Genomic DNA, 19,472 nt, shown 5'->3' on the forward strand with positions numbered 1-19,472 from the left:
GATTAATATGAAACTAGGTTTAATTGGATTAGGAAAAATGGGATTCCCGTTAGCTGAACACTTACATGAAGACAAGCATGAAGTAGTTGTATACGATGTAAATAATGAGCTTGTTGAAAAGGCAGGAAAACTAGGGATTACTGCACGTCATACATTAAAAGAAATGATCGCTGAACTAGAAGCACCTCGTACAATTTGGGTAATGGTACCTGCAGGAGAAGTTGTTGAGTCAGTACTAAAAGATGTATATCCATTATTAGAGGAAGGCGATATCGTTATTGAAGGTGGAAATTCATTCTATAAGGATACGTTGCGCCGTGCTGAAGAAGCGAAAAGCTTTGGCTTACATTACGTAGATATCGGTACATCAGGTGGTGTAGAAGGAGCTAGATTCGGTGCGTGCTTAATGGTTGGTGGAGAAAAAGAAATCTATGATCAATTAGAACCGTTATTTAAAGACTTAGCAGTAGAAAACGGTTATTCTTATGCAGGCCGCGTTGGAAGTGGTCATTTCTTAAAAATGGTTCATAACGGTATTGAATATGGAATGATGCAAGCAATCGCTGAAGGATTTGAAGTGTTAGATAAAAGTGATTTTGATTTCAATTATGAAGATGTTGCAAAAGTATGGGCAAATGGATCGGTTATCCGTGGTTGGTTAATGGACTTAACTGAAAAGGCATTTGCAGATGATCCAAAACTTGATGGTATTAAAGGGGTAATGAACTCTTCAGGAGAAGGGAAATGGACTGTTGAAACTGCGCTTGAACTACAAGCAGCGGCACCAGTTATCGCAATGTCATTATTTATGCGCTACCGTTCTCAAGAAGATGATACATTCCATGGGAAAGTTGTCTCAGCTCTTCGTAATCAATTCGGTGGACATGAGGTTGTGAAAAATTAGTTTTGTGAAACTCATACGAAAGTATGAGTTCTTTTTTTATTTCTCATACTATTTTATGAAGGCTTTTACCTCTTTTTACTGTATTTTGTATAGAAATTTCTGATAATATAAAGGTAGAATTTGAAAACAAAGGGGAGAAATGATTATGAAACTAGTCGTAATTAATGGTACACCAAGAAAGTTTGGAAGAACTCGCGTTGTGGCAAAATATATTGCAGAGCAATTTGAAGGGGAGTTATACGATTTAGCAGTAGCGGAATTGCCTTTATATAATGGAGAAGAATCACAACGTGAATTAGAGGCAGTAAAAAAATTAAAAGCTTTAGTGAAAGCTGCAGACGGTGTAGTACTATGTACACCAGAATATCATAATGCGATGAGCGGAGCGCTGAAAAATTCGTTAGATTACTTAAGTAGCAGTGAATTCATCCATAAACCTGTCGCATTGCTAGCAGTTGCTGGAGGAGGTAAAGGGGGAATTAACGCATTAAATAGTATGCGCATTGTTACTAGAGGCGTTTACGCAAACGCAATTCCAAAACAAGTCGTGCTTGATGGATTACATGTGCAAGATGGTGAACTTGGAGAAGATGCAAAACCATTAATTCATGATTTAGTTAAAGAATTAAAAGCATATATGAGTGTATATAAAGAGGTGAAAAAACAATTAGGAGTTGAGTGATATGTCCTCTCTTTATCATGATTCTCGCTTGTATTACATTCTAGGAGCCAATAGTTTATCCGCTATTGGTTCCGGGATTGTTATGATAACGATTCCGTGGTTGTTAATTAAGGAAAGTGGAGGAGATACAACGTTTGGTTATGTTTCTATCGTTGCGACTCTCATAATGTTTTTATTAACGCCATTTATTGGGCAAAGTATAGATCGTTTTTCAAGAAAATCGTTGTTGTTATGTAACGAAGGTATTGGGATAGCGATTATAGGAATGATGGCTATTTGGGGATTTGCTGGGCAATCATATAATTCTATTCATTACATCATTATTTATATAGCAGGTTCTTTCTATTATCTATTATTCTATCCTACAATTTTTGCATTCAACCAAGAAATATTTCAATCTGAACATTATAAAAGTTTAAGTGGCACGATGGAAATACAAGGACAATTAACACAAGTTATTTCAGGAGCGGCTGCTAGCTTTCTAATTGAGATCGTTTCTTTGAAATGGATTTTGTTAGTAGATATGTTAACTTTTGCAGGAGCATTTTTTCTTTTCTTATGTATACCGTATGTAAAGAAAAAAGAAGTAAAACGGAAAGTAACATTTAAGAAGCAATTGTTCGAAGGTATTCATTTTATGAAAAAACGTCCTAAGTTCTTTTGGTTTTTAATTGCCACTTATATGCCGTTTATCGGTGTTATGATGGCAAATTATTTAATCCCAGTTTATATTTCAGATATACTCAAAGCTAGTGCCTCTGTATACGCGATAGAAGGTATGATGTATGGTGTAGGGGCTGTTATTGCGGGAATAAGTATCCCAATCATGATGAAATATGTCAAAATAGAAGTTTCAATCGTTATGACGATGTTTATTTATGTAATTTCAATTACCGCAATGATTATTGAGCCTTCCATTATGTTATTATATGGACTTGCGATTTTTCATGCGATTGGAAATGCTGGAACGAGAGTGGCGAGAAATGTATTGATGATGGAAGAAATCCCAAATGAATTAATGGGACGTGTGGACAGCTTATTTCGACTAATTGGTACAGGAATTCGAATTGTATTATTAATGTTGTTTACGGCAGGCGTATCTAAAGCCGGGGTAATGATCCCGTTTTACGTACTAAGCTTTATATTGATCTTATCATTAGGGATTGCTTTTTATTATGTAATTTCAAAACGTAAAATGAAAGCGAATGTGTCTAATAAATCAATTGTTTAAAAAATACTTCTGCCTCCTTTTCTTTTTCTATATAATAAAAAGAAAGGGAGTGTTAACTTATTTATGAACAAATGGATATTGCTTATAATCTTATTACTACCTCCGCTATACATCATTTATATGACGTTTCGAATGAATAAAGTTGCTCGTGAAAAATTGAGTAATCACTCTCCATACGTTCTTATATTAGGTGCCAAGTTATTTGGAGATAGGCCTTCTTTATCTCTTCAAAACCGTTTGGATGTGGCGCTAGAATATTTATATTCTCACTCTGAGGTGAAAGTAATTGTTTCAGGTGGTCAAGGGGAAGATGAAGATATACCGGAAGCTCACAGTATGCGAAACTATTTAATGGTACATGGTATAGATGAGAATCGTATTTTAATTGAAGACCGCTCTACAAATACGTATGAAAATTTAAAGTTTAGTATGGATTTATATGATGTAAAGCATGCGGTAGTTGTAAGTAATACGTATCATTTATATCGAACGAAAATAATTGCAAAGCGTTTAGGGATAAAGATGGAAGCACTAGCTGCTGAAACACCGAGTCGTTCTAAGAAAAAAGCGTATGTGCGTGAATATGCTGCAATTATGAAAACGATATTGTTCGACCGTTAGAGCTCAAATGAGAGCTCTTTTTTTGTATAATAAAGCGTATCATTTGAAATGAATTCTATATTCCATCAAAATAAAGGAAACAACATGAAAGGAGTTGTGTCTGTGATTCAATTTAATCATGTGTCAAAAGCGTATGAAGATGGCACAAAAGTAGTGGATTCATTGCATTTAGAAATTAAAAAAGGAGAATTTTTTGTTCTCATTGGTCCGAGTGGTTGCGGGAAAACAACGACAATGAAGATGATTAATCGTTTAATTGAAACGACGGAAGGATCAATTTTAATCGATGGAAAAGATATTCAAGAATATAACATAAACGAACTGCGTTGGAATATAGGGTACGTGTTGCAGCAGATTGCGCTGTTTCCACATATGACAATTGCTGAAAATATTGCAGTTGTCCCTGAAATGAGAAAGTGGAGTAAGGAGAAAATAAAAACGCGTGTTGATGAACTGTTACATATGGTTGGATTAGAACCAGATGTATATCGTGATCGTATGCCAGATGAATTGTCGGGAGGACAGAAGCAGCGCGTTGGTGTCGTTAGGGCATTAGCTGCAAATCCGAAAATCGTTCTTATGGATGAACCATTTAGTGCGTTAGATCCATTAAGCAGGGAACAACTTCAGCAGGATATAGTGCAATTGCAAAAAAAAATTCAAAAAACGATAGTATTTGTAACGCATGATATGCAAGAGGCTTTATCACTTGGTGATCGCATTTGTGTAATGAAAGAAGGGAAAGTTGTTCAATTAGATACACCAGAAGGTATTATACATAATCCGAAAAATGAGTTTGTAGAGGAGTTCATTGGAAATCGTGGACGACCTTGGTATGAGGGGAAGAGTATAGAAGCGGTATTGCCGCTAGACAATGGTATACGAGTAGAAGGGAAGGCTCTATCTTTACATTCGACTTTACAAGAAGCGCTAGTCCGCTTACAAACTGAAGAGTCAGTGCCGGTTGAAGAAAATGGTCAATATGTTGGAGCGTTAACAAGTCGTCATATTGTCAATTACATTGTTGAACAAATGAAGGAGAGAGGCTAAACAGTGACTGATTTTATTCAAACGTTTCAAGAACGAAAAGTAGAATTGCTAAGTGCATTAAGTGAACATTTACAAATATCGCTTATTTCATTATTTTTTGCAGTAATTATTGCGGTGCCTCTTGGCATTCTATTAACGAGAAAAGAACGGATGGCTGAATTTATAATAGGGACTTCTGCTGTTATGCAGACGGTGCCATCACTTGCATTACTTGGACTTTTAATTCCATTAGTAGGAATCGGAAAACTTCCAGCCATTATCGCATTAGTTGTGTATGCACTATTACCTATTTTGCGAAATACTTATACAGGAATACGGGAATTAGATGAATCACTTATAGAAGCGGCGAGAGCTATGGGAATGAATAGCTGGAGAAGATTATGGAAGGTAGAGCTTCCTCTCGCATTGCCAATTATTATGGCTGGTATTCGGACAGCGATGGTATTAATTGTTGGAACGGCTACATTAGCTGCTTTAATAGGCGCTGGTGGACTCGGTAAGCTCATACTACTCGGTATCGATCGGAATGATCATGCGCTTATCATTTTAGGGGCCGTACCAGCTGCGTTACTCGCTTTATTCTTTGATATAGTACTTCGCATGCTTGAGAGGCCCAAACGCTCATATAAGCGCGTTATATTAACGATATGTATAGTTGTCGTAATGATCGCTTCGCCATTTCTTTGGAATACACAAAAGAAAGACATAGTTATTGCTGGAAAACTTGGATCTGAACCAGAAATTTTAATTCAAATGTACAAGCAACTTATTGAACAGGATACAGATTTACAAGTAGAATTAAAACCAGGCCTTGGGAAAACAGCATTTGTATTTGAAGCGTTAAAATCAGGTGAAGTAGATATATACCCAGAATTTTCAGGAACAGCTTTATCTACTTTCGTGAAAGAAGAACCGAAAAGTACAAATCGTGATGAAGTATATGAACAAGCTCGTATGGGAATGGAAAAGAAATTTAATATGGTTATGTTAAAGCCAATGGAGTATAACAATACATACGCACTAGCTATGCCGAAAAAAATAGCAGATCAAAATAACATAAATACAATTTCTGATTTAGGAAATATTGCACAGGAAGCTAAGGTAGGATTTACATTAGAATTTGCTGATCGTGAAGATGGTTATAAAGGTATGCAAAAATTATATAACTATAAGTTTTTAAATGTTAAAACGATGGAACCGAAACTACGCTATAGCGCAATTCAATCGGGGGATGTTAACGTAATCGATGCATATTCAACAGATAGTGAACTTGAGCAATATGGACTTAAAGTGCTAAAAGATGATAAAGGACTATTCCCTCCTTATCAAGGAGCGCCATTATTAAGAAAAGAGACGTTACAGAAATATCCTGAGCTTGAAAAAACATTGAATAAATTATCTGGAAAGATTACAGATGAAGAAATGCGAAAAATGAATTACGAAGTAAATGTGAATGGGAAAAGTAGTGAAGAAGTAGCAAAACAATTTTTACAAAAAGAGAATTTACTTCGTTGATTTTACAAGAAATATACAACTTTATATGTTTAAAATAACCGTTCATTACAAAATGAACGGTTATTTTGTGCATACTTATACATTTTTTCAAAAAAGTATTCCATTTTTCTTCATTTTATTTTAGAATAAGTAATGTTTTCCTGAAAAAATATAAGAGAAACGTCTATTAGAGAAAAGGTGACTTTAATAGTTGAACGAACATAACACCTAGAATGACAGATGGGGTGGTACAAATAGAAAAGAAGTTAGGCTTTTTTCCGTTAATCGCATTAGTAGTTGGAACAATGGTTGGTGGCGGTGTTTTTAGTTTACCGCATGATTTAGCAGTAGGAGCAAATAGTGGTGCAACAATAATTGGTTGGTGTATTACAGCGATGGGAATGATTCCGCTTGCGCTCGTATATCAAACGTTAGCAAGACAAAAACCGGAGCTTGAGGGCGGAATTTATAGTTATGCACGAGCTGGTTTCGGTGAATATATTGGTTTTAACAGTGCGTGGGGGTACTGGCTGGCAGGAATTTTAGGAAATGTCGCAACAATTATGTTGTTGTTTAGCACATTAGGTTATTTCTTCCCGATTTTTAAAGGAGGGAATAATATTGCGTCTATCGTTGGTGCCTCTCTTTTATTATGGACACTTCATTTTCTTATTTTATTTGGAATTCGTGAAGCGTCCATTATGAATGTTATCGCAACAATTGGGAAATTAGTTCCGATCTTATTATTTATTGTTGTGATGGTAACGGCGTTTCGCTGGGATACATTTACACATGACTTTTGGGGCGAAGGAACAATCTCAGTTTCCTCTGTACTAGGTCAAGTGAAAAATACAATGCTTGTAACTCTTTGGGTGTTCATTGGGGTTGAAGGAGCAGTTGTATTATCAGGAAGAGCTAAAAATAGCAGAGATGTTGGAAAAGCGACAGTACTTGGGTTAATTTTAGTTATGTCTATTTATATTTTAATTTCTGTTCTGTCAATGGGAGCTATGACGAGAAATGAACTTTCGGTTTTAGAAACTCCTTCAATGGGACATGTATTAGAACATGTTGTTGGACCATGGGGGGCAGTTGCGATTAACATCGGTTTAGTTGCTTCACTTGTAGGGACATTGATTGGTTGGTTTTTACTTGTTTCTGAAATTTCGCATGTAGCAGGAAAAGATGGCGTGTTTCCGAAAGTCTTTACGAAAACAAATAAGAAGCAAACACCGCATATGGCATTATGGATTTCAAATATCGTTGCCCAAATTATATTTATAATCGTTCTGTTTTCAGAATCGACATATCAAATTATGTATTTTATTGCGTCAACATCAATTTTATTACCGTATTTATTATCAGCGCTATTTCAATTGAAATTAGTCATTACGAAAGAGCTGAAAGTTGCGAGAGTAAAAAATGGCTTATTAGCTTTAATTGCTTGTGTATATTCTGTATGGCTCATTTATGCAGCTGGTTTAAAGAATTTATTACTTGTTTCAATTGTATATGGAATCGGGATTATCGTGTACGTTTTTGCAAGAAAAGAAAAAGGGAATCGTTGTTTTGTAGGTATAGAGAGATATGTGATGTGGGCAATTGTTATTGCAGCTATCACATCACTTTATATGTTGCTGACAGGAAATATAAAAATGTAAAAGTCCTTTTAATTTAAAGGGCTTTTTTCCTTGTCTAGAGAATATTTAATACATAAGATATTCAGGAGGGATGAAAATGGAAGAAAAAGAACAGTTGTCTAGAATTATGGATTTAGCTAGTGATTTAAGGAAAGTATTAGTACAAGAATCTTTTTTTAATCATCATCCTGAACTTCGAGGCGTGATTGAAAATTTAGCTAGTTCTGTAGAGAATTTGGCGAGTTTGCAACAAAATAAAGATGAAAATGCCGAAGATCGATTACGGTACGTACTTGCTAAAATGAAAATCGCTCATAATGCCATTTTACAAGAAAAAAAAGCATTTCCTTCTCATTAATATACGTTTTAATTTTGAACCTGACGGATGACGTCAGGTTTTTTATTTCTAGTTTTAGATTGTAGTTCATACACTAAGAATAGTATGAAAAAAAGAAGGTGACTACGTTGAAGTTACATAAAGCTCTTCATCCAAGTTTTATAAAGCGAATGTATTATATGAGGTTTATTGGGAAGTTTGCAAAAGCTGAGGGAGAGAAGAATGGGGAAAATTTCTTTGTACAATGTCTTTCTCCAATACCTTTAACTTTACAAGAGTTATTTCCGACTGGAAAATATTTGTTTGAAGGATTATGCAGTAATAAAAAGAATGAAAAAATCTTTACTGATTTAAAGAAGCGTAAATTAGAAAAGCAACTGGTTATGTTTCGTCTTTATTATGATCGTGGAAATTTATTACTGGAATTAATATGCACAGAAGAGCCTCGGGAAATAGCATCCTCATATAAATTGATTCCTTCACCAAAGGTCTCAAATTATAAAAAGAGAGCGTCTTTGGAACGGAAGTTAGGCAACGGTTACTTATCATTTCTTATACCTAAATTACCAAAAGACTTTGAGCCTCCAGAATTATTGTGGCATGAAGGAAGGCTATATGGAAATTTATCGTTAAAATCATCAATAAGTTCAATTTCATATTTTGAGCAAAGAAAAGAATGTAAATATATTGAAATAAACGAGTGGATGAAACATGTAGAAATAGCAGTAGATGATCATTTATATTTTGTAAGTGAAAATGTGTATGACCAACTAAATAAACGAATTGTTGAAGAAGGTAAGTTAGTTGAAGTAGAAGATATTAAAATGCAAAAGGAGGACTGGGAATGGGATGAGCGTGAATCCTCTTTTTTGCAGTATGTACAAAGTATGGTTCGTAATAAAGGGCTATATTTGGATGATACAGATATATATAATTTTCACATTAGTGTTAAAACCAATATGTTAACAATTGTTGGTGGTATACCAGGTGTTGGGAAATCACGCTTTGTGCAAGCTTATGCAGAAGCACTTGGATTACGTTATGGTGAAGAATTAATTTGGATTCCGATTTCACCATCGTATCAAGAACCACATGATATTCTCGGTTATCTTCATCCGAATGGTAATTTTATTGAAAGTGAAACAAAGTTAGTTCGGACATTGTTAAAGGCTAAAGAAAACCCAAATCAATTGTATATAATTGTGTTCGATGAAATGAACATGTCACATATTGAGCATTGGTTTACTCCGTTTTTATCCGTGCTTCAACTTGAAAAGAAAAATCGTATTTTGAGTTTGTATGAGAAAGTACAAGAAATAGAAAATCAAATTCCACCTTCAGTGGAAATTGGTGAGAATGTTATTTTCGTAGGCACTGTAAATTTTGATGAAACGACGAAAGAGCTTTCCGATCGATTATTAGATCGAACAAATTTGATTACATTACAAAAAATTCCGTTTTGCGAGATGAGTATAGAACATGAGAAAGTTGTTCAGCAACCCCCGCTGAAAGTAACAACGGGAGAATTTCGACTCAATTGGTTTAGGAATAAAGAGATGATCGAAGTGTTTACTGAAGAGGAATTAGAGTTATTGGATAAGTTACATGATGTATTATCATCGCACGATATATCAAAAGGAATTTCTTTCCGATGTGCAAGCGCAATCGCTACGTATTTGCAAAATATACCGTTCCAAAATAATCAATCCTATATGATTAGCAGGGAAGAAGGTTTTGATTTGCAAATAAAGCAACGTGTATTAACGAAATTAAGGGGGACAGAAATGACAGTGGGCTCTCTACTTTCTGAAGAAGCAAAAAGGGGAGCGACATTGGTACCACTTTTACAGTCTCCGCTTGCAAATCGTGTATCTACATTTGAACATTCTTTAGCTTATATAAGACAAAAGCGTAGAGAACTGGAGCTGTATGGCTATGCAAAATGAGGAGCGTTATGAAACAGCAATCGTCGATACGAAAGAAACGCTCCCGTTTGTATTGAAGCTAATTATTGGTACTGAGGGGAAAGGCGATTTTATCCTTTTAAACCGGCTTTGTACGTCTACTACAGCATTAGTTCAATGTATTTATAAAGTACAGGAATTAAAACCACTGAAATTGCATTTCCATTATCAAAATCCAATGGATATTACATTCATATGGAATAAAGTATATGAGGGACAAAAGAATATAAAAGAGTCACAATATGAATTAAATGAAAAAAAACAAAGAGTATTAGTGTATGAACATGGAAAAACTGAATTTTTTTATCCGTGGCGCTGTGGCTTATACCATTTTGAAGTGCGTATAGAAGATAAAACTTATTATGGTGCGTTTCAAGTTGTTCCTAAAAACTTTTTTGATGACCAATTTGAAATGATTCAAGATTATGTGAAGTCAATTTTAAACGAGTTAATTTTAGATAGAGGTTATTACAAGAAAACTTTCTCAGCACTTAGCGATATTGAAGATTCTTCTTATTTGGTATTGTTAAGAAAGTTGCCACAAAAAATGAAAAGAATAAAACAAATTTTTAAGAAAGTAGAATCGAATGCGGAATTTGTACACGAATATGAATGGGAAACGAAAGAGCGGAAGACAACGAGAAAAACTGCCATTATGACGGAAAGAAAGCTTTATGCGAAATATTACAACCGTAAATTTAAGGAGAAAAAAAATAGTATTGAAAATGCATTTCTTAAATTTAAAACGATGCAATTCTATTATTATTTACTTGAAGCAGAAAGTTTTGTACGTAAAACTATTGAAATACTAGAAGGAGAAAAGAAGAAAAAGTCAGATGAATTTCAAGCTGTTAAAACAATTATGAAAACGATTGAACGAAATGGATCCGTGACGGATAGGGAAAAACAAAAATATAGAAATTTACATTTACTGAAAGAAGCAGATTTACGGAAAAGTTCTGTGAAAATACAAGAATATAAAATATTAGCTCATATCGTATATGAAAGCGTGCAATACTTTCGAAATTTATTGTATTCTCCATTTTGGAGGGAAGTTTCTGAAACAGCTACCATTAATTCGAACACTTTATCTATACCGCATCAACAATTAATCTACCATTTAGAATTGTTACCGCAACATACAGAGCAACCCCCATCTTTATTATTCGTATATAAACCAACGTTTTTAGTGTATGAATATTACGCTTTTTTTATCGTTATTTCTATATTAGAACAAATCGGATTTGAAGATAAGAATCCTATCCGTAAACAAATACAAGAACATTTTTATTTAGACGGATTACAAGATGGAACGACAGTGATATTACATCGAGATGATATAAAAGTGCACGTCGCGTTTAATGATTTAATTGAAACACACCCTCTTATTGCACTAAGCAAAGGAAGTAATTTTTATAACGGAGAGGACACAAAGAAGCCGGATATTCGTTTAGATTGTTATGTAAAGGAAGAAGAAAAGTATGTATATAAATCTTCTATTATTATCGAAGTGAAATACAGCCCTATGTACAATATTTTTCAGCCTGTCGGTAATACGAAAGCAACTGAGCAAATGTATAAATACTGGTCCATTAAGTATGTAGAAGAACAGAATGGCAAACGAATTTTTAAGCGAAGAGCGATTTATGAAGTGATTTGTGTATATCCAGGTAGCCATATGCATAGTAAAAAAATTGAATCTGGTTGTGGAGTGTTTTTACAACTATATCCATATAAAACGAAACAAGGAGAAGAGAAGTTGGCTGGGAAGCATGGGATGATTCAAATTTTTGAGAAATGGTTAAAAAGTAATAAAATGTAAAAGGAATCCTTTTTAATGAAGGATTTCTTTAGGTTAAGAAGAATTATATGCCATAAGGAAAGAAGCATAACGTGGGTCGAACTTGAAAGGATAAACATTTTTCATTAGAGCAATTAACTTTCTTTGTATGTATGATTGTATAAGAAAGTAAGAAATGGTACATGTGGGGGAAAAGAGTGTGAAATAGGAATTTAATTCAATTTGCAGAATATAATAAGACATAAATATTTTTAGTTGCATACGAAGATTTGTTCTTATATGATAGTAAGTGAAAGCGTTATCAAAAACAGAACGGCGATGGGAAAGGCGGGTAAATATGTTCCAGCGTGTTCAAACAAAGGAAGAACATTTTTGGTTCGAGCAACTGTGGGGAGATTTTTGTGAAGAAAGAAACTTAATGTTTGTAGAACGTAATTTAAATCCATCACGATTTTTATTAATAGAAGATGAACATCATATTGGTACAGTAGAATGTATTAAGTTTACAGTACCTGAACAATCAAATTCTGAGTTTTTCTATCCGTTTTCTAAAAATGATTTAGTGAAAGATTTGAAAAATGTGTATGAAATAGGAAAGTTAAGTATTGCGAAAACGTCTCGGGGGAGAGGACATTTCAAAAGGCTGGCAGCTATTTTATTTATGCATGCGTTAGAGACGAAAGCGGAATGGTATATTGCAGCAGTTACAAAAAGAATGTATATGTATTTACTTACACTCGGTTTTCCAATTGAACCGATAGATAGTCCATTCCAGTTTCATGATACTTTACAAGGTGTACCAGTGCGGATTCATGCTCGAAAAGGGGCTACACATCTGTATTCTTTGAAAGAATTCCGTGATATTATTCAAGGGAATGCTCATGCGCAGGTACTTATTGCAGAATACAGTAAAAATATTATGTTAACAAAATGAAAATATATGAATATGTATAGTATGAAGAAGGGTGTCATATTACAGTCATCTTTCTTCATACGAAAAAGTAGACCCTTATTTTGGTAATAAGGGTCTACAAGGTTATAGTCCAAATATACTAAAAATCATTTTACGACGCTTCGGTTTCTTTTCTCTTTCATATGTTGGTTTTGCATCAGGAGTAATGTATATTGGTTCTTCTTTTTTTAGGGCAGTTTCTAGTTTTTGAATTCGTTCTAACATTTCCTCCATTTCGCGGCGATGTTGTAAAAGTTGGTATGTAACGACATCATTTGCTTTATCTTGCATTTGTTCTTCCATTCGATCTAGTCTTCTTGTAATTGTGGTTAATTGAGCTGTTAATTGTTTAAAATCATTCGATGATGTATTTTGAACAATTGTGTTTACTTGAGTTTTTAATTTTTCTACATCATTTGAAGATGTTTTTTGAGTAGTTTGAGAGTTTTGAGGCTGGTCCATTTGAGAACGATGGTATTCTAACATTAGATCTAAATCACCTTGTGTAAAAATAAAATGACCATATTTATTTTTTTTTATCGTAAGATTTAATTGTTGTGCAATCCGGACAACAGCCTTTGGGCTAACACCTAATTTCTTTGCGATAAATGGTGTTTTATATTCCAAAATAATCCCTCCTATATATATCCTGTTGAATGATTTCTAGTTATGTAGCAAGTTCCCTTCAGGTGTGACAAAAGAAGTGTGGAATCGGCAAAGAAAGTGTTTTTTCACGAAGTTTAGCTGTTTAGCACATACGATTTATATAAATCATTTTCAGTTATCGGAAAATTGGGATTATTACAGTTTGACGATAATAAGCTAATTAGATTATCATAATTATAAATATCTTTTTTTATGTATGCATATAATATATAAAAAGGTGGTTACTAATGTAGAATTTTATTAGAGTATAAGAATGCTTACTTCACTTGAATAAATTTAAGTAGGAGGTGGCTTCCTTGCTTACACTGTAAGTAAGGAAAAGTATTTGGACATATATAGTATAAGTATAGTGATTGTTTTAATTGCCTTAACGGCATTTTTCGTGGCAGCAGAATTTGCAATTGTTAAAGTGAGGAGTTCACGAATTGACTATTTAATTGCAGAAGGAAATAATCATGCACTATCTGTCAAAACAGTCATTACAAACTTAGACGAATATTTATCGGCTTGTCAATTAGGAATAACTGTTACAGCTCTTGGGATTGGGTGGTCTGGTAAACCTGCGCTAAAGCACATGTTTGATGTGTTGTTTGCAAATTGGAACGTCCCTACTCAACTCGCAGACATTTTCGCTATAATTTTAGTATTTTTGTTTATCACATTTTTCCATGTGGTAGTAGGAGAGTTAGCTCCAAAAACATTCGCGATTCAAAAAGCAGAACAAGTGAGTTTCTTTGTTGCTAAGCCACTCATTTTGTTTTATCGTATTGCATTCCCATTCATTTGGATTTTAAATGGATCAGCTCGGTTAATTACAAAGTTTTTTGGGTTGAAACCACCAAAAGGGCATGATGAAGTGCATTCAGAAGAAGAATTGCGCTTATTAGTTTCAGAAAGTTATAAAAAAGGTGAGATTAATCAATCTGAATATAAGTATGTAAATAAAATATTTGAATTTGATGATCGTATTGCGAAAGAAATAATGGTACCACGAACAGAGATGAATATTTTAAATAAAGAAATGCCTGCTGAAGAGGCTTTACAAAAAATGTCTCATGAAAAATATACGAGGTATCCGGTTGTTGATGGTGATAAGGACCATGTAATAGGCTTTGTGAATTTTAAAGATATATTTACAGATTTTGTGAAGCATCGAGTTGTTAGTGAAAAGACAGTGGAGCAATATATTAGGCCAATTATTTTAGTTATTGAATCTATCCCAATTCATGATCTATTTTTAAAAATGCAAAGAGAAAGGACACATATCGCTATATTAATTGATGAATATGGTGGTACATCAGGTCTTGTAACTGTTGAAGATATTTTAGAAGAAATTGTAGGGGATATTCAAGATGAGTTCGATACTGATGAACAACCGGAAATCCAACAAGTTAGTGAGACGAAAACGATTTTTGAGGGGAAAGTACTTGTTAGTGAAGTGAATGCATTATTAGGTTTGACTATTGACGACGATGATGTCGATACGATCGGCGGTTGGATCCTAACAAAAAATATTGAGATTTCCGAAGGTGATACCATTGAAATTGAAAAGTATAAGTTTTGTGTGAAAGAATTAGATGGACACTATATTAAGAGGTTAGAAGTAACGAAACCTTCAGAATCGATTGTTATTGTAGGAGATGAAAAAAAGATTTCGCTCCAAGAACAAATTAGTTCGTAAACTCTGCCTTGTAGCAGAGTTTTTTTTGAGCAAAATGTTTTTTGGTGTATTAGGGCTATGATACAATTACATAAGTCAGACCTTTCACCAGGTGAAATAAATGTAATGTATTATTGTATACATATATTTGGAAGGAGAACCACTATGAAACAGCATTTATATATAAATGGGATATGGAAATCAGTAGCGACGTATAAACCATTGTATGCACCATATTCTGAAGAAACATTAGCGGAGATTGCGCAAGGTACAGAAGATGACGTTAAGGAAGCAGTAGTTTCGGCTAAAAATGCAATGAAAGAAATGAAAAAATTATCTGCATACGATCGCGCAACCATTTTAGAAAAGGTTGCACAAAAAATGGATGAGAGAAGAGAAGAGTTTGCAGAGATTATCGCAAAAGAAGCTGCAAAACCAATTCGTGCTGCACGGGGAGAAGTAGATCGCACTGTTCAAACATATAAGTTTGCAGCTGAAGAAGCGAAGCGAATATATGGTGAGACGTTACCATTAGATGCTGCGCCAGGAGCAGAGGGCCGTATAGCGTATACAATTCGACAACCAATCGGGGTTATTGGTGCTATTACACCGTTTAATTTTCCACTTAATTTAGTAGCACATAAAGTGGGTCCAGCAATTGCGGCTGGAAATACTATTGTGCTAAAGCCAGCAGACCAAACGCCACTTTCGTCGTATGCATTGGTTGAATTATTTGAAGAAGCTGGTTTACCAAAGGGAGCTTTCAATATAATTTCTGGACCTGGATCTGTTGTAGGTGAGGCATTAGTAAAAGATGAAAACGTTGCTAGTATTACTTTTACAGGAAGTCCGAAAGTAGGTATTGGAATTAAGGAAAAAGCTGGATTGAAACGAGTGACGTTAGAATTAGGATCGAACGCTGCTGTAATTATTGATGAAGATGTTGAATTGACAGACGAAATAATTGAACGTGTAAAATGGGGCGCGTTTGTGAATAATGGACAAGTTTGTATTTCAGTACAACGTGTTTTTGTGCATGAATGCAAAATGGAGGAGTTTATTACAAAATTAACGAAAGCAATGGAAAACGTTGTAGTAGGAGACCCGCTTCATGTAGAAACAGATGTATCGGCACTTATTTCAAAAAACGATGTAGAACGTATAAATTCATGGGTGGAAGAGGCAGTTAAGGAAGGAGCAAATGTTGTATACGGTGGTAACAAACGTGATGCAAGGATTTTTGAACCAACTGTATTAACAAATGTTCCAGAGTATGTATCTGTTCAGTGCCAAGAAGTATTCGGTCCACTTATGACTGTAAATACATTTAAAGAATTTGATGAGGCTTTAGAACAAGTAAATAATTCACGTTATGGATTACAAGCAGGTGTATTTACAAACAATCTATGTAAAGCAATGCGTGCAATTGATGAATTAGAAGTCGGTGGTGTTATGATTAATGATATTCCAACGTTCAGGGTAGATCATATGCCTTATGGTGGTGTAAAAGAGAGTGGCACAGGTCGTGAAGGAATTAAATATGCAATAGAAGAAATGACAGAAATGAAATTAATATGTATTAAAAAATAAAAAGTACACTTTTTTAATCAAGTGTACCTTTTATTTTACTTCATTTCTTGTTTGAAAATATCATCTTCGGCATAAATGTGTTCTTTATCTACAGCAGTGCTATGAGATAGTACTAAACCGATTGGTGTTTCTGTGCCTTTATTTTGAACAATTGTAAAAGGAACATTTTTTTCATTTGCTAATTTAATGTATTTTGATAAATGTGGGTAAGCAATGCTACCATTTAGGAATAGTTGTAATGATTGAGAAGAACGCATGCTACCTGTTACTTCTGTATACACATTACTTTGCATTACTTGACCGATGGTTAAAGCGATTTCTACACGCTCACGTAATGTAGTTAAGTACATATTACGTTCTTCTGGTTTGTTTTGCTTTTGGCCATATATGCCTTCTTGGAGATAGTCTTCCACATTTTTATTTACCATATTTTTCACACCTTTCACTTCTTATTGTACGCAAGAATTAAAAAGGATGCAAAAAAAGTAGTTTTGAACAGGAAAATAATTTAAAAAATGAGAAGGGAAAAGGGATATATGAATACAACTTATTTAAATAAGAAAGGAAAAATAAATTTTATCAACAGAAATTAACAAAATGTGACAAAAATCTATTAACGAAATGTATTTTTTGTGTTAATATTCAAAATATAAAGGGTATTCGTCGTATGGAAATGGAGGGAATGGAGGTTTTTCCAATCGATAAGGATATTAAAGAAGTATTTTGTTCGCACTTGAAAAACAACAGGCACCAATTCGTAGAGAACTGGAAAAACAAAATGATAATTTCCGAAAAAGATCCATTTAAACAAGAAGTTGTTCAAAATGGAGAAAATTTATTAGAGTTAATTATCGAACTTATTATGGAAGATAAAGACATTAATTATCTTCAGCCATTATGTGAGAAAATGGCTATTGAGCGTGCAGGTGCAGATGCGAATATTGGAGATTTTGTTTACAATGCAAATGTGGGAAGAAATGAACTTTTTGAAGCAATGTGCGAATTGGATGTAAGCGCCCGTGAACTGAAACCGATTATGGCCAAAATACATACTTGTTTTGACAAATTAATTTATTATACCGTTTTAAAATATTCAGAAATTATATCGAGGAATTTAGAAGAAAAACAGCAATATATAAATGAAACACATAAAGAAAGGCTTACGATTCTAGGGCAAATGTCGGCTAGTTTTGTGCATGAATTTCGTAATCCGCTAACTTCGATTATGGGATTTGTCAAGCTATTGAAGACAGACCATCCTAATCTATCGTATTTAGATATTATTTCACATGAATTAGATCAATTAAATTTTAGGATTTCGCAATTTTTACTTGTATCGAAAAAAGAAATGTGGAATGAATCGGAACATTTTTGGCTAAATGACTTATTTCAAGATATTATACAATTCTTATATCCAAGTTTAGTTAATGCAAATGTTTTGATTGAAAAGAATTTGCCGTATCCTATTCCACTCGTTGGTTACCGGAGTGAAGTGAGGCAAGTAGTTTTAAATATTTTAATGAATTCGATTGATGCTCTTGAATCGGTGAAAGAAGAGCGGAAAATTATTATTGATGCATTTGAAGAGGATCAGGCTGTTCGCATGGTTATAAAAAATAATGGGCCTATGATTCCAGCAGAAAATGTAGAGACCATTTTTGAGCCATTTGTAACTACTAAAAAGCTAGGAACCGGTATTGGATTATTTGTATGTAAACAAATTGTAGAAAAACATAATGGATCCATATTGTGTCGTTCGAATAACGATTGGACAGAATTTCAAATTACGTTTCAAAAGTAAACAGTCTACACCATACAAATGGTGTAGACTGTTTTAATTTGTAAGTATAACGGTCTCTAATTTTGGATCCTCAGTTGAATAACCTACCATTGAAATTGTGTAAATTGTATTTGGTTCAACGTTGAATTTCGGAATGGTTAATAGTACTTTTTTTGTATCCGCAAGTGAAACTTCAATATCTGCTGTACCAGGGCTAACTTGTAAAAAATCTGTTATTTGTTTAAAGAGTACATTTTCAAATAAATGATCCCCATCTTTTAAATTTACATTTACTACTGGAGTGTCTGGTGAAAAATGTGCAAACCGTATTTTTGCTTGACCAGATGGTAAATGAGTATTATCAAGAATAGGTTGTAATTGGAGATGATTATCGCTATTGACCACTGCAAGGGTATAAGCGTGATTCCCCATTATTGGTACTAATGCTGAGAATATTGGAGTTTCGTTTCCGACAGGGACAATATCAATACGGTATTTACCTTGTACTAATGATAAATAAGGACTGAATTGTTTAAAAGAAATATTTTTAATAACCTTTTGTCCGTTTATTATAATATCAACTGCTGGTGTATGGGGAGCTGTGTGAAAAATTCTCATATGTGACGGTAAAGTTGCTTCTTGCGAATCTCTCTTTTCATATGCTTGTACAAGTTTTGTAATTGCATCATGGTATTTCATATAGAGTTCTACATATCTTTTAGGATTGCTATATTGATAGTAACGAGCGAGCTGTTCGTAACGTGCAGCTTCTTGGCCGTATTTTTCAATTTCGGATTGAGTCATGAACATTCCTCCTTTATCATCATTACAAATATATGCGAAGCTAGAAAGAGGTTATGCAAAAAACTTGCCCTTCTAGAAGGAAAAGTTAAAATGGGGATTTTTTTATTTATAGGCAAACACACATACAAATCGATAATTGTCCTACATAAATTATAAAGGAAAGGTAGTTTGACTTTGATGGAAGGAGTGGAACCCTTGGAATGTGGAAATCCCAATAGTTATTGGGAATGAAGTTATGGAGGGTTTGGTGCTATAAGCTGTGGGACGAATTATGGATTTGCATTATGAGTATTTCT

17 protein-coding genes are annotated in these 19,472 nt (G+C 34.0%); 14 read left to right on the top strand and 3 right to left on the bottom strand.

The window, feature by feature from the left end:
* Nucleotides 1-7 precede the first annotated feature (7 nt).
* The 11 genes from gnd to V7038_RS02320 all read left to right on the top strand — a co-directional run bounded on the left by gnd (nucleotide 8) and on the right by V7038_RS02320 (nucleotide 12,658).
* Complete coding sequence (gene gnd / locus V7038_RS02270; RefSeq protein ID WP_002202129.1) at nucleotides 8-904, top strand: phosphogluconate dehydrogenase (NAD(+)-dependent, decarboxylating); 897 nt, start codon at nucleotides 8-10, stop codon at nucleotides 902-904.
* Nucleotides 905-1,049: 145 nt separating this feature from the next.
* The gene (locus V7038_RS02275; RefSeq protein ID WP_070128322.1) at nucleotides 1,050-1,586 is read left to right on the top strand and encodes an NADPH-dependent FMN reductase; all 537 of its coding nucleotides are present in this window, start codon (nucleotides 1,050-1,052) and stop codon (nucleotides 1,584-1,586) included.
* A 1-nt stretch (nucleotide 1,587) separates the two neighbouring features.
* Nucleotides 1,588-2,817, top strand: coding sequence for an MFS transporter (locus tag V7038_RS02280; RefSeq protein WP_002202128.1), 1,230 nt, complete (start codon nucleotides 1,588-1,590; stop codon nucleotides 2,815-2,817).
* A 63-nt stretch (nucleotides 2,818-2,880) separates the two neighbouring features.
* On the top strand, nucleotides 2,881-3,438 hold the full coding sequence (locus V7038_RS02285; protein WP_002119043.1) for a YdcF family protein: 558 nt from the start codon (nucleotides 2,881-2,883) through the stop codon (nucleotides 3,436-3,438).
* Between the two features lie 102 nt (nucleotides 3,439-3,540).
* Nucleotides 3,541-4,488 carry an ABC transporter ATP-binding protein gene (locus V7038_RS02290; RefSeq protein ID WP_033714154.1) on the top strand — a complete coding sequence of 316 codons (948 nt, stop codon included), beginning with the start codon at nucleotides 3,541-3,543 and terminating at the stop codon, nucleotides 4,486-4,488.
* 3 nt (nucleotides 4,489-4,491) lie between these two features.
* The gene (locus V7038_RS02295) at nucleotides 4,492-6,003 is read left to right on the top strand and encodes an ABC transporter permease/substrate-binding protein (RefSeq protein ID WP_002119047.1); all 1,512 of its coding nucleotides are present in this window, start codon (nucleotides 4,492-4,494) and stop codon (nucleotides 6,001-6,003) included.
* Between the two features lie 212 nt (nucleotides 6,004-6,215).
* Nucleotides 6,216-7,643, top strand: coding sequence for a basic amino acid/polyamine antiporter (locus V7038_RS02300; RefSeq protein WP_002119048.1), 1,428 nt, complete (start codon nucleotides 6,216-6,218; stop codon nucleotides 7,641-7,643).
* Between the two features lie 76 nt (nucleotides 7,644-7,719).
* Nucleotides 7,720-7,980 carry a hypothetical protein gene (locus V7038_RS02305; protein ID WP_002085825.1) on the top strand — a complete coding sequence of 87 codons (261 nt, stop codon included), beginning with the start codon at nucleotides 7,720-7,722 and terminating at the stop codon, nucleotides 7,978-7,980.
* 107 nt (nucleotides 7,981-8,087) lie between these two features.
* The gene (locus V7038_RS02310) at nucleotides 8,088-9,905 is read left to right on the top strand and encodes an AAA family ATPase (RefSeq protein WP_002202125.1); all 1,818 of its coding nucleotides are present in this window, start codon (nucleotides 8,088-8,090) and stop codon (nucleotides 9,903-9,905) included.
* Nucleotides 9,895-11,745 (top strand): hypothetical protein, encoded by a 1,851-nt coding sequence (locus V7038_RS02315; RefSeq protein WP_002202124.1) that lies wholly within the window; start codon nucleotides 9,895-9,897, stop codon nucleotides 11,743-11,745. The genes V7038_RS02310 and V7038_RS02315 overlap by 11 nt, the downstream gene beginning before the upstream one ends.
* Before the next feature lie 316 nt (nucleotides 11,746-12,061).
* On the top strand, nucleotides 12,062-12,658 hold the full coding sequence (locus V7038_RS02320; protein WP_002157977.1) for a hypothetical protein: 597 nt from the start codon (nucleotides 12,062-12,064) through the stop codon (nucleotides 12,656-12,658).
* Between the two features lie 102 nt (nucleotides 12,659-12,760).
* On the opposite strand, the gene racA is transcribed toward V7038_RS02320, so the two are convergent.
* A complete protein-coding gene (racA, locus tag V7038_RS02325; protein WP_002200614.1) occupies nucleotides 12,761-13,303 on the bottom strand; it encodes a chromosome-anchoring protein RacA in 543 nt (180 codons plus the stop codon).
* Nucleotides 13,304-13,667: 364 nt separating this feature from the next.
* Between racA and V7038_RS02330 the strand changes: the two genes are divergently transcribed.
* Together V7038_RS02330 and V7038_RS02335 are read left to right on the top strand one after the other, a co-directional pair.
* The gene (locus V7038_RS02330; protein WP_070128325.1) at nucleotides 13,668-15,023 is read left to right on the top strand and encodes a hemolysin family protein; all 1,356 of its coding nucleotides are present in this window, start codon (nucleotides 13,668-13,670) and stop codon (nucleotides 15,021-15,023) included.
* A 144-nt stretch (nucleotides 15,024-15,167) separates the two neighbouring features.
* Nucleotides 15,168-16,592, top strand: a complete 1,425-nt coding sequence (locus tag V7038_RS02335; RefSeq protein ID WP_071151235.1) for an aldehyde dehydrogenase family protein — start codon at nucleotides 15,168-15,170, stop codon at nucleotides 16,590-16,592.
* 35 nt (nucleotides 16,593-16,627) lie between these two features.
* On the opposite strand, the gene V7038_RS02340 is transcribed toward V7038_RS02335, so the two are convergent.
* Nucleotides 16,628-17,020 (bottom strand): YueI family protein, encoded by a 393-nt coding sequence (locus V7038_RS02340; protein ID WP_002157973.1) that lies wholly within the window; start codon nucleotides 17,018-17,020, stop codon nucleotides 16,628-16,630.
* 239 nt (nucleotides 17,021-17,259) lie between these two features.
* Here V7038_RS02340 and V7038_RS02345 point away from each other — a divergent pair, with 239 nt between their 5' ends.
* Nucleotides 17,260-18,393: a BA2291 family sporulation histidine kinase gene (locus tag V7038_RS02345; protein ID WP_100246138.1), complete on the top strand. Its 1,134-nt coding sequence runs from the start codon at nucleotides 17,260-17,262 to the stop codon at nucleotides 18,391-18,393.
* A gap of 33 nt (nucleotides 18,394-18,426) precedes the next feature.
* On the opposite strand, the gene V7038_RS02350 is transcribed toward V7038_RS02345, so the two are convergent.
* Nucleotides 18,427-19,176 carry a DUF4397 domain-containing protein gene (locus tag V7038_RS02350; RefSeq protein WP_070139239.1) on the bottom strand — a complete coding sequence of 250 codons (750 nt, stop codon included), beginning with the start codon at nucleotides 19,174-19,176 and terminating at the stop codon, nucleotides 18,427-18,429.
* Nucleotides 19,177-19,472 lie beyond the last annotated feature (296 nt).

Source organism: Bacillus sp. JJ783 (assembly GCF_036963225.1).
Taxonomy (GTDB): Bacteria; Bacillota; Bacilli; order Bacillales; family Bacillaceae_G; genus Bacillus_A; species Bacillus_A cereus_U.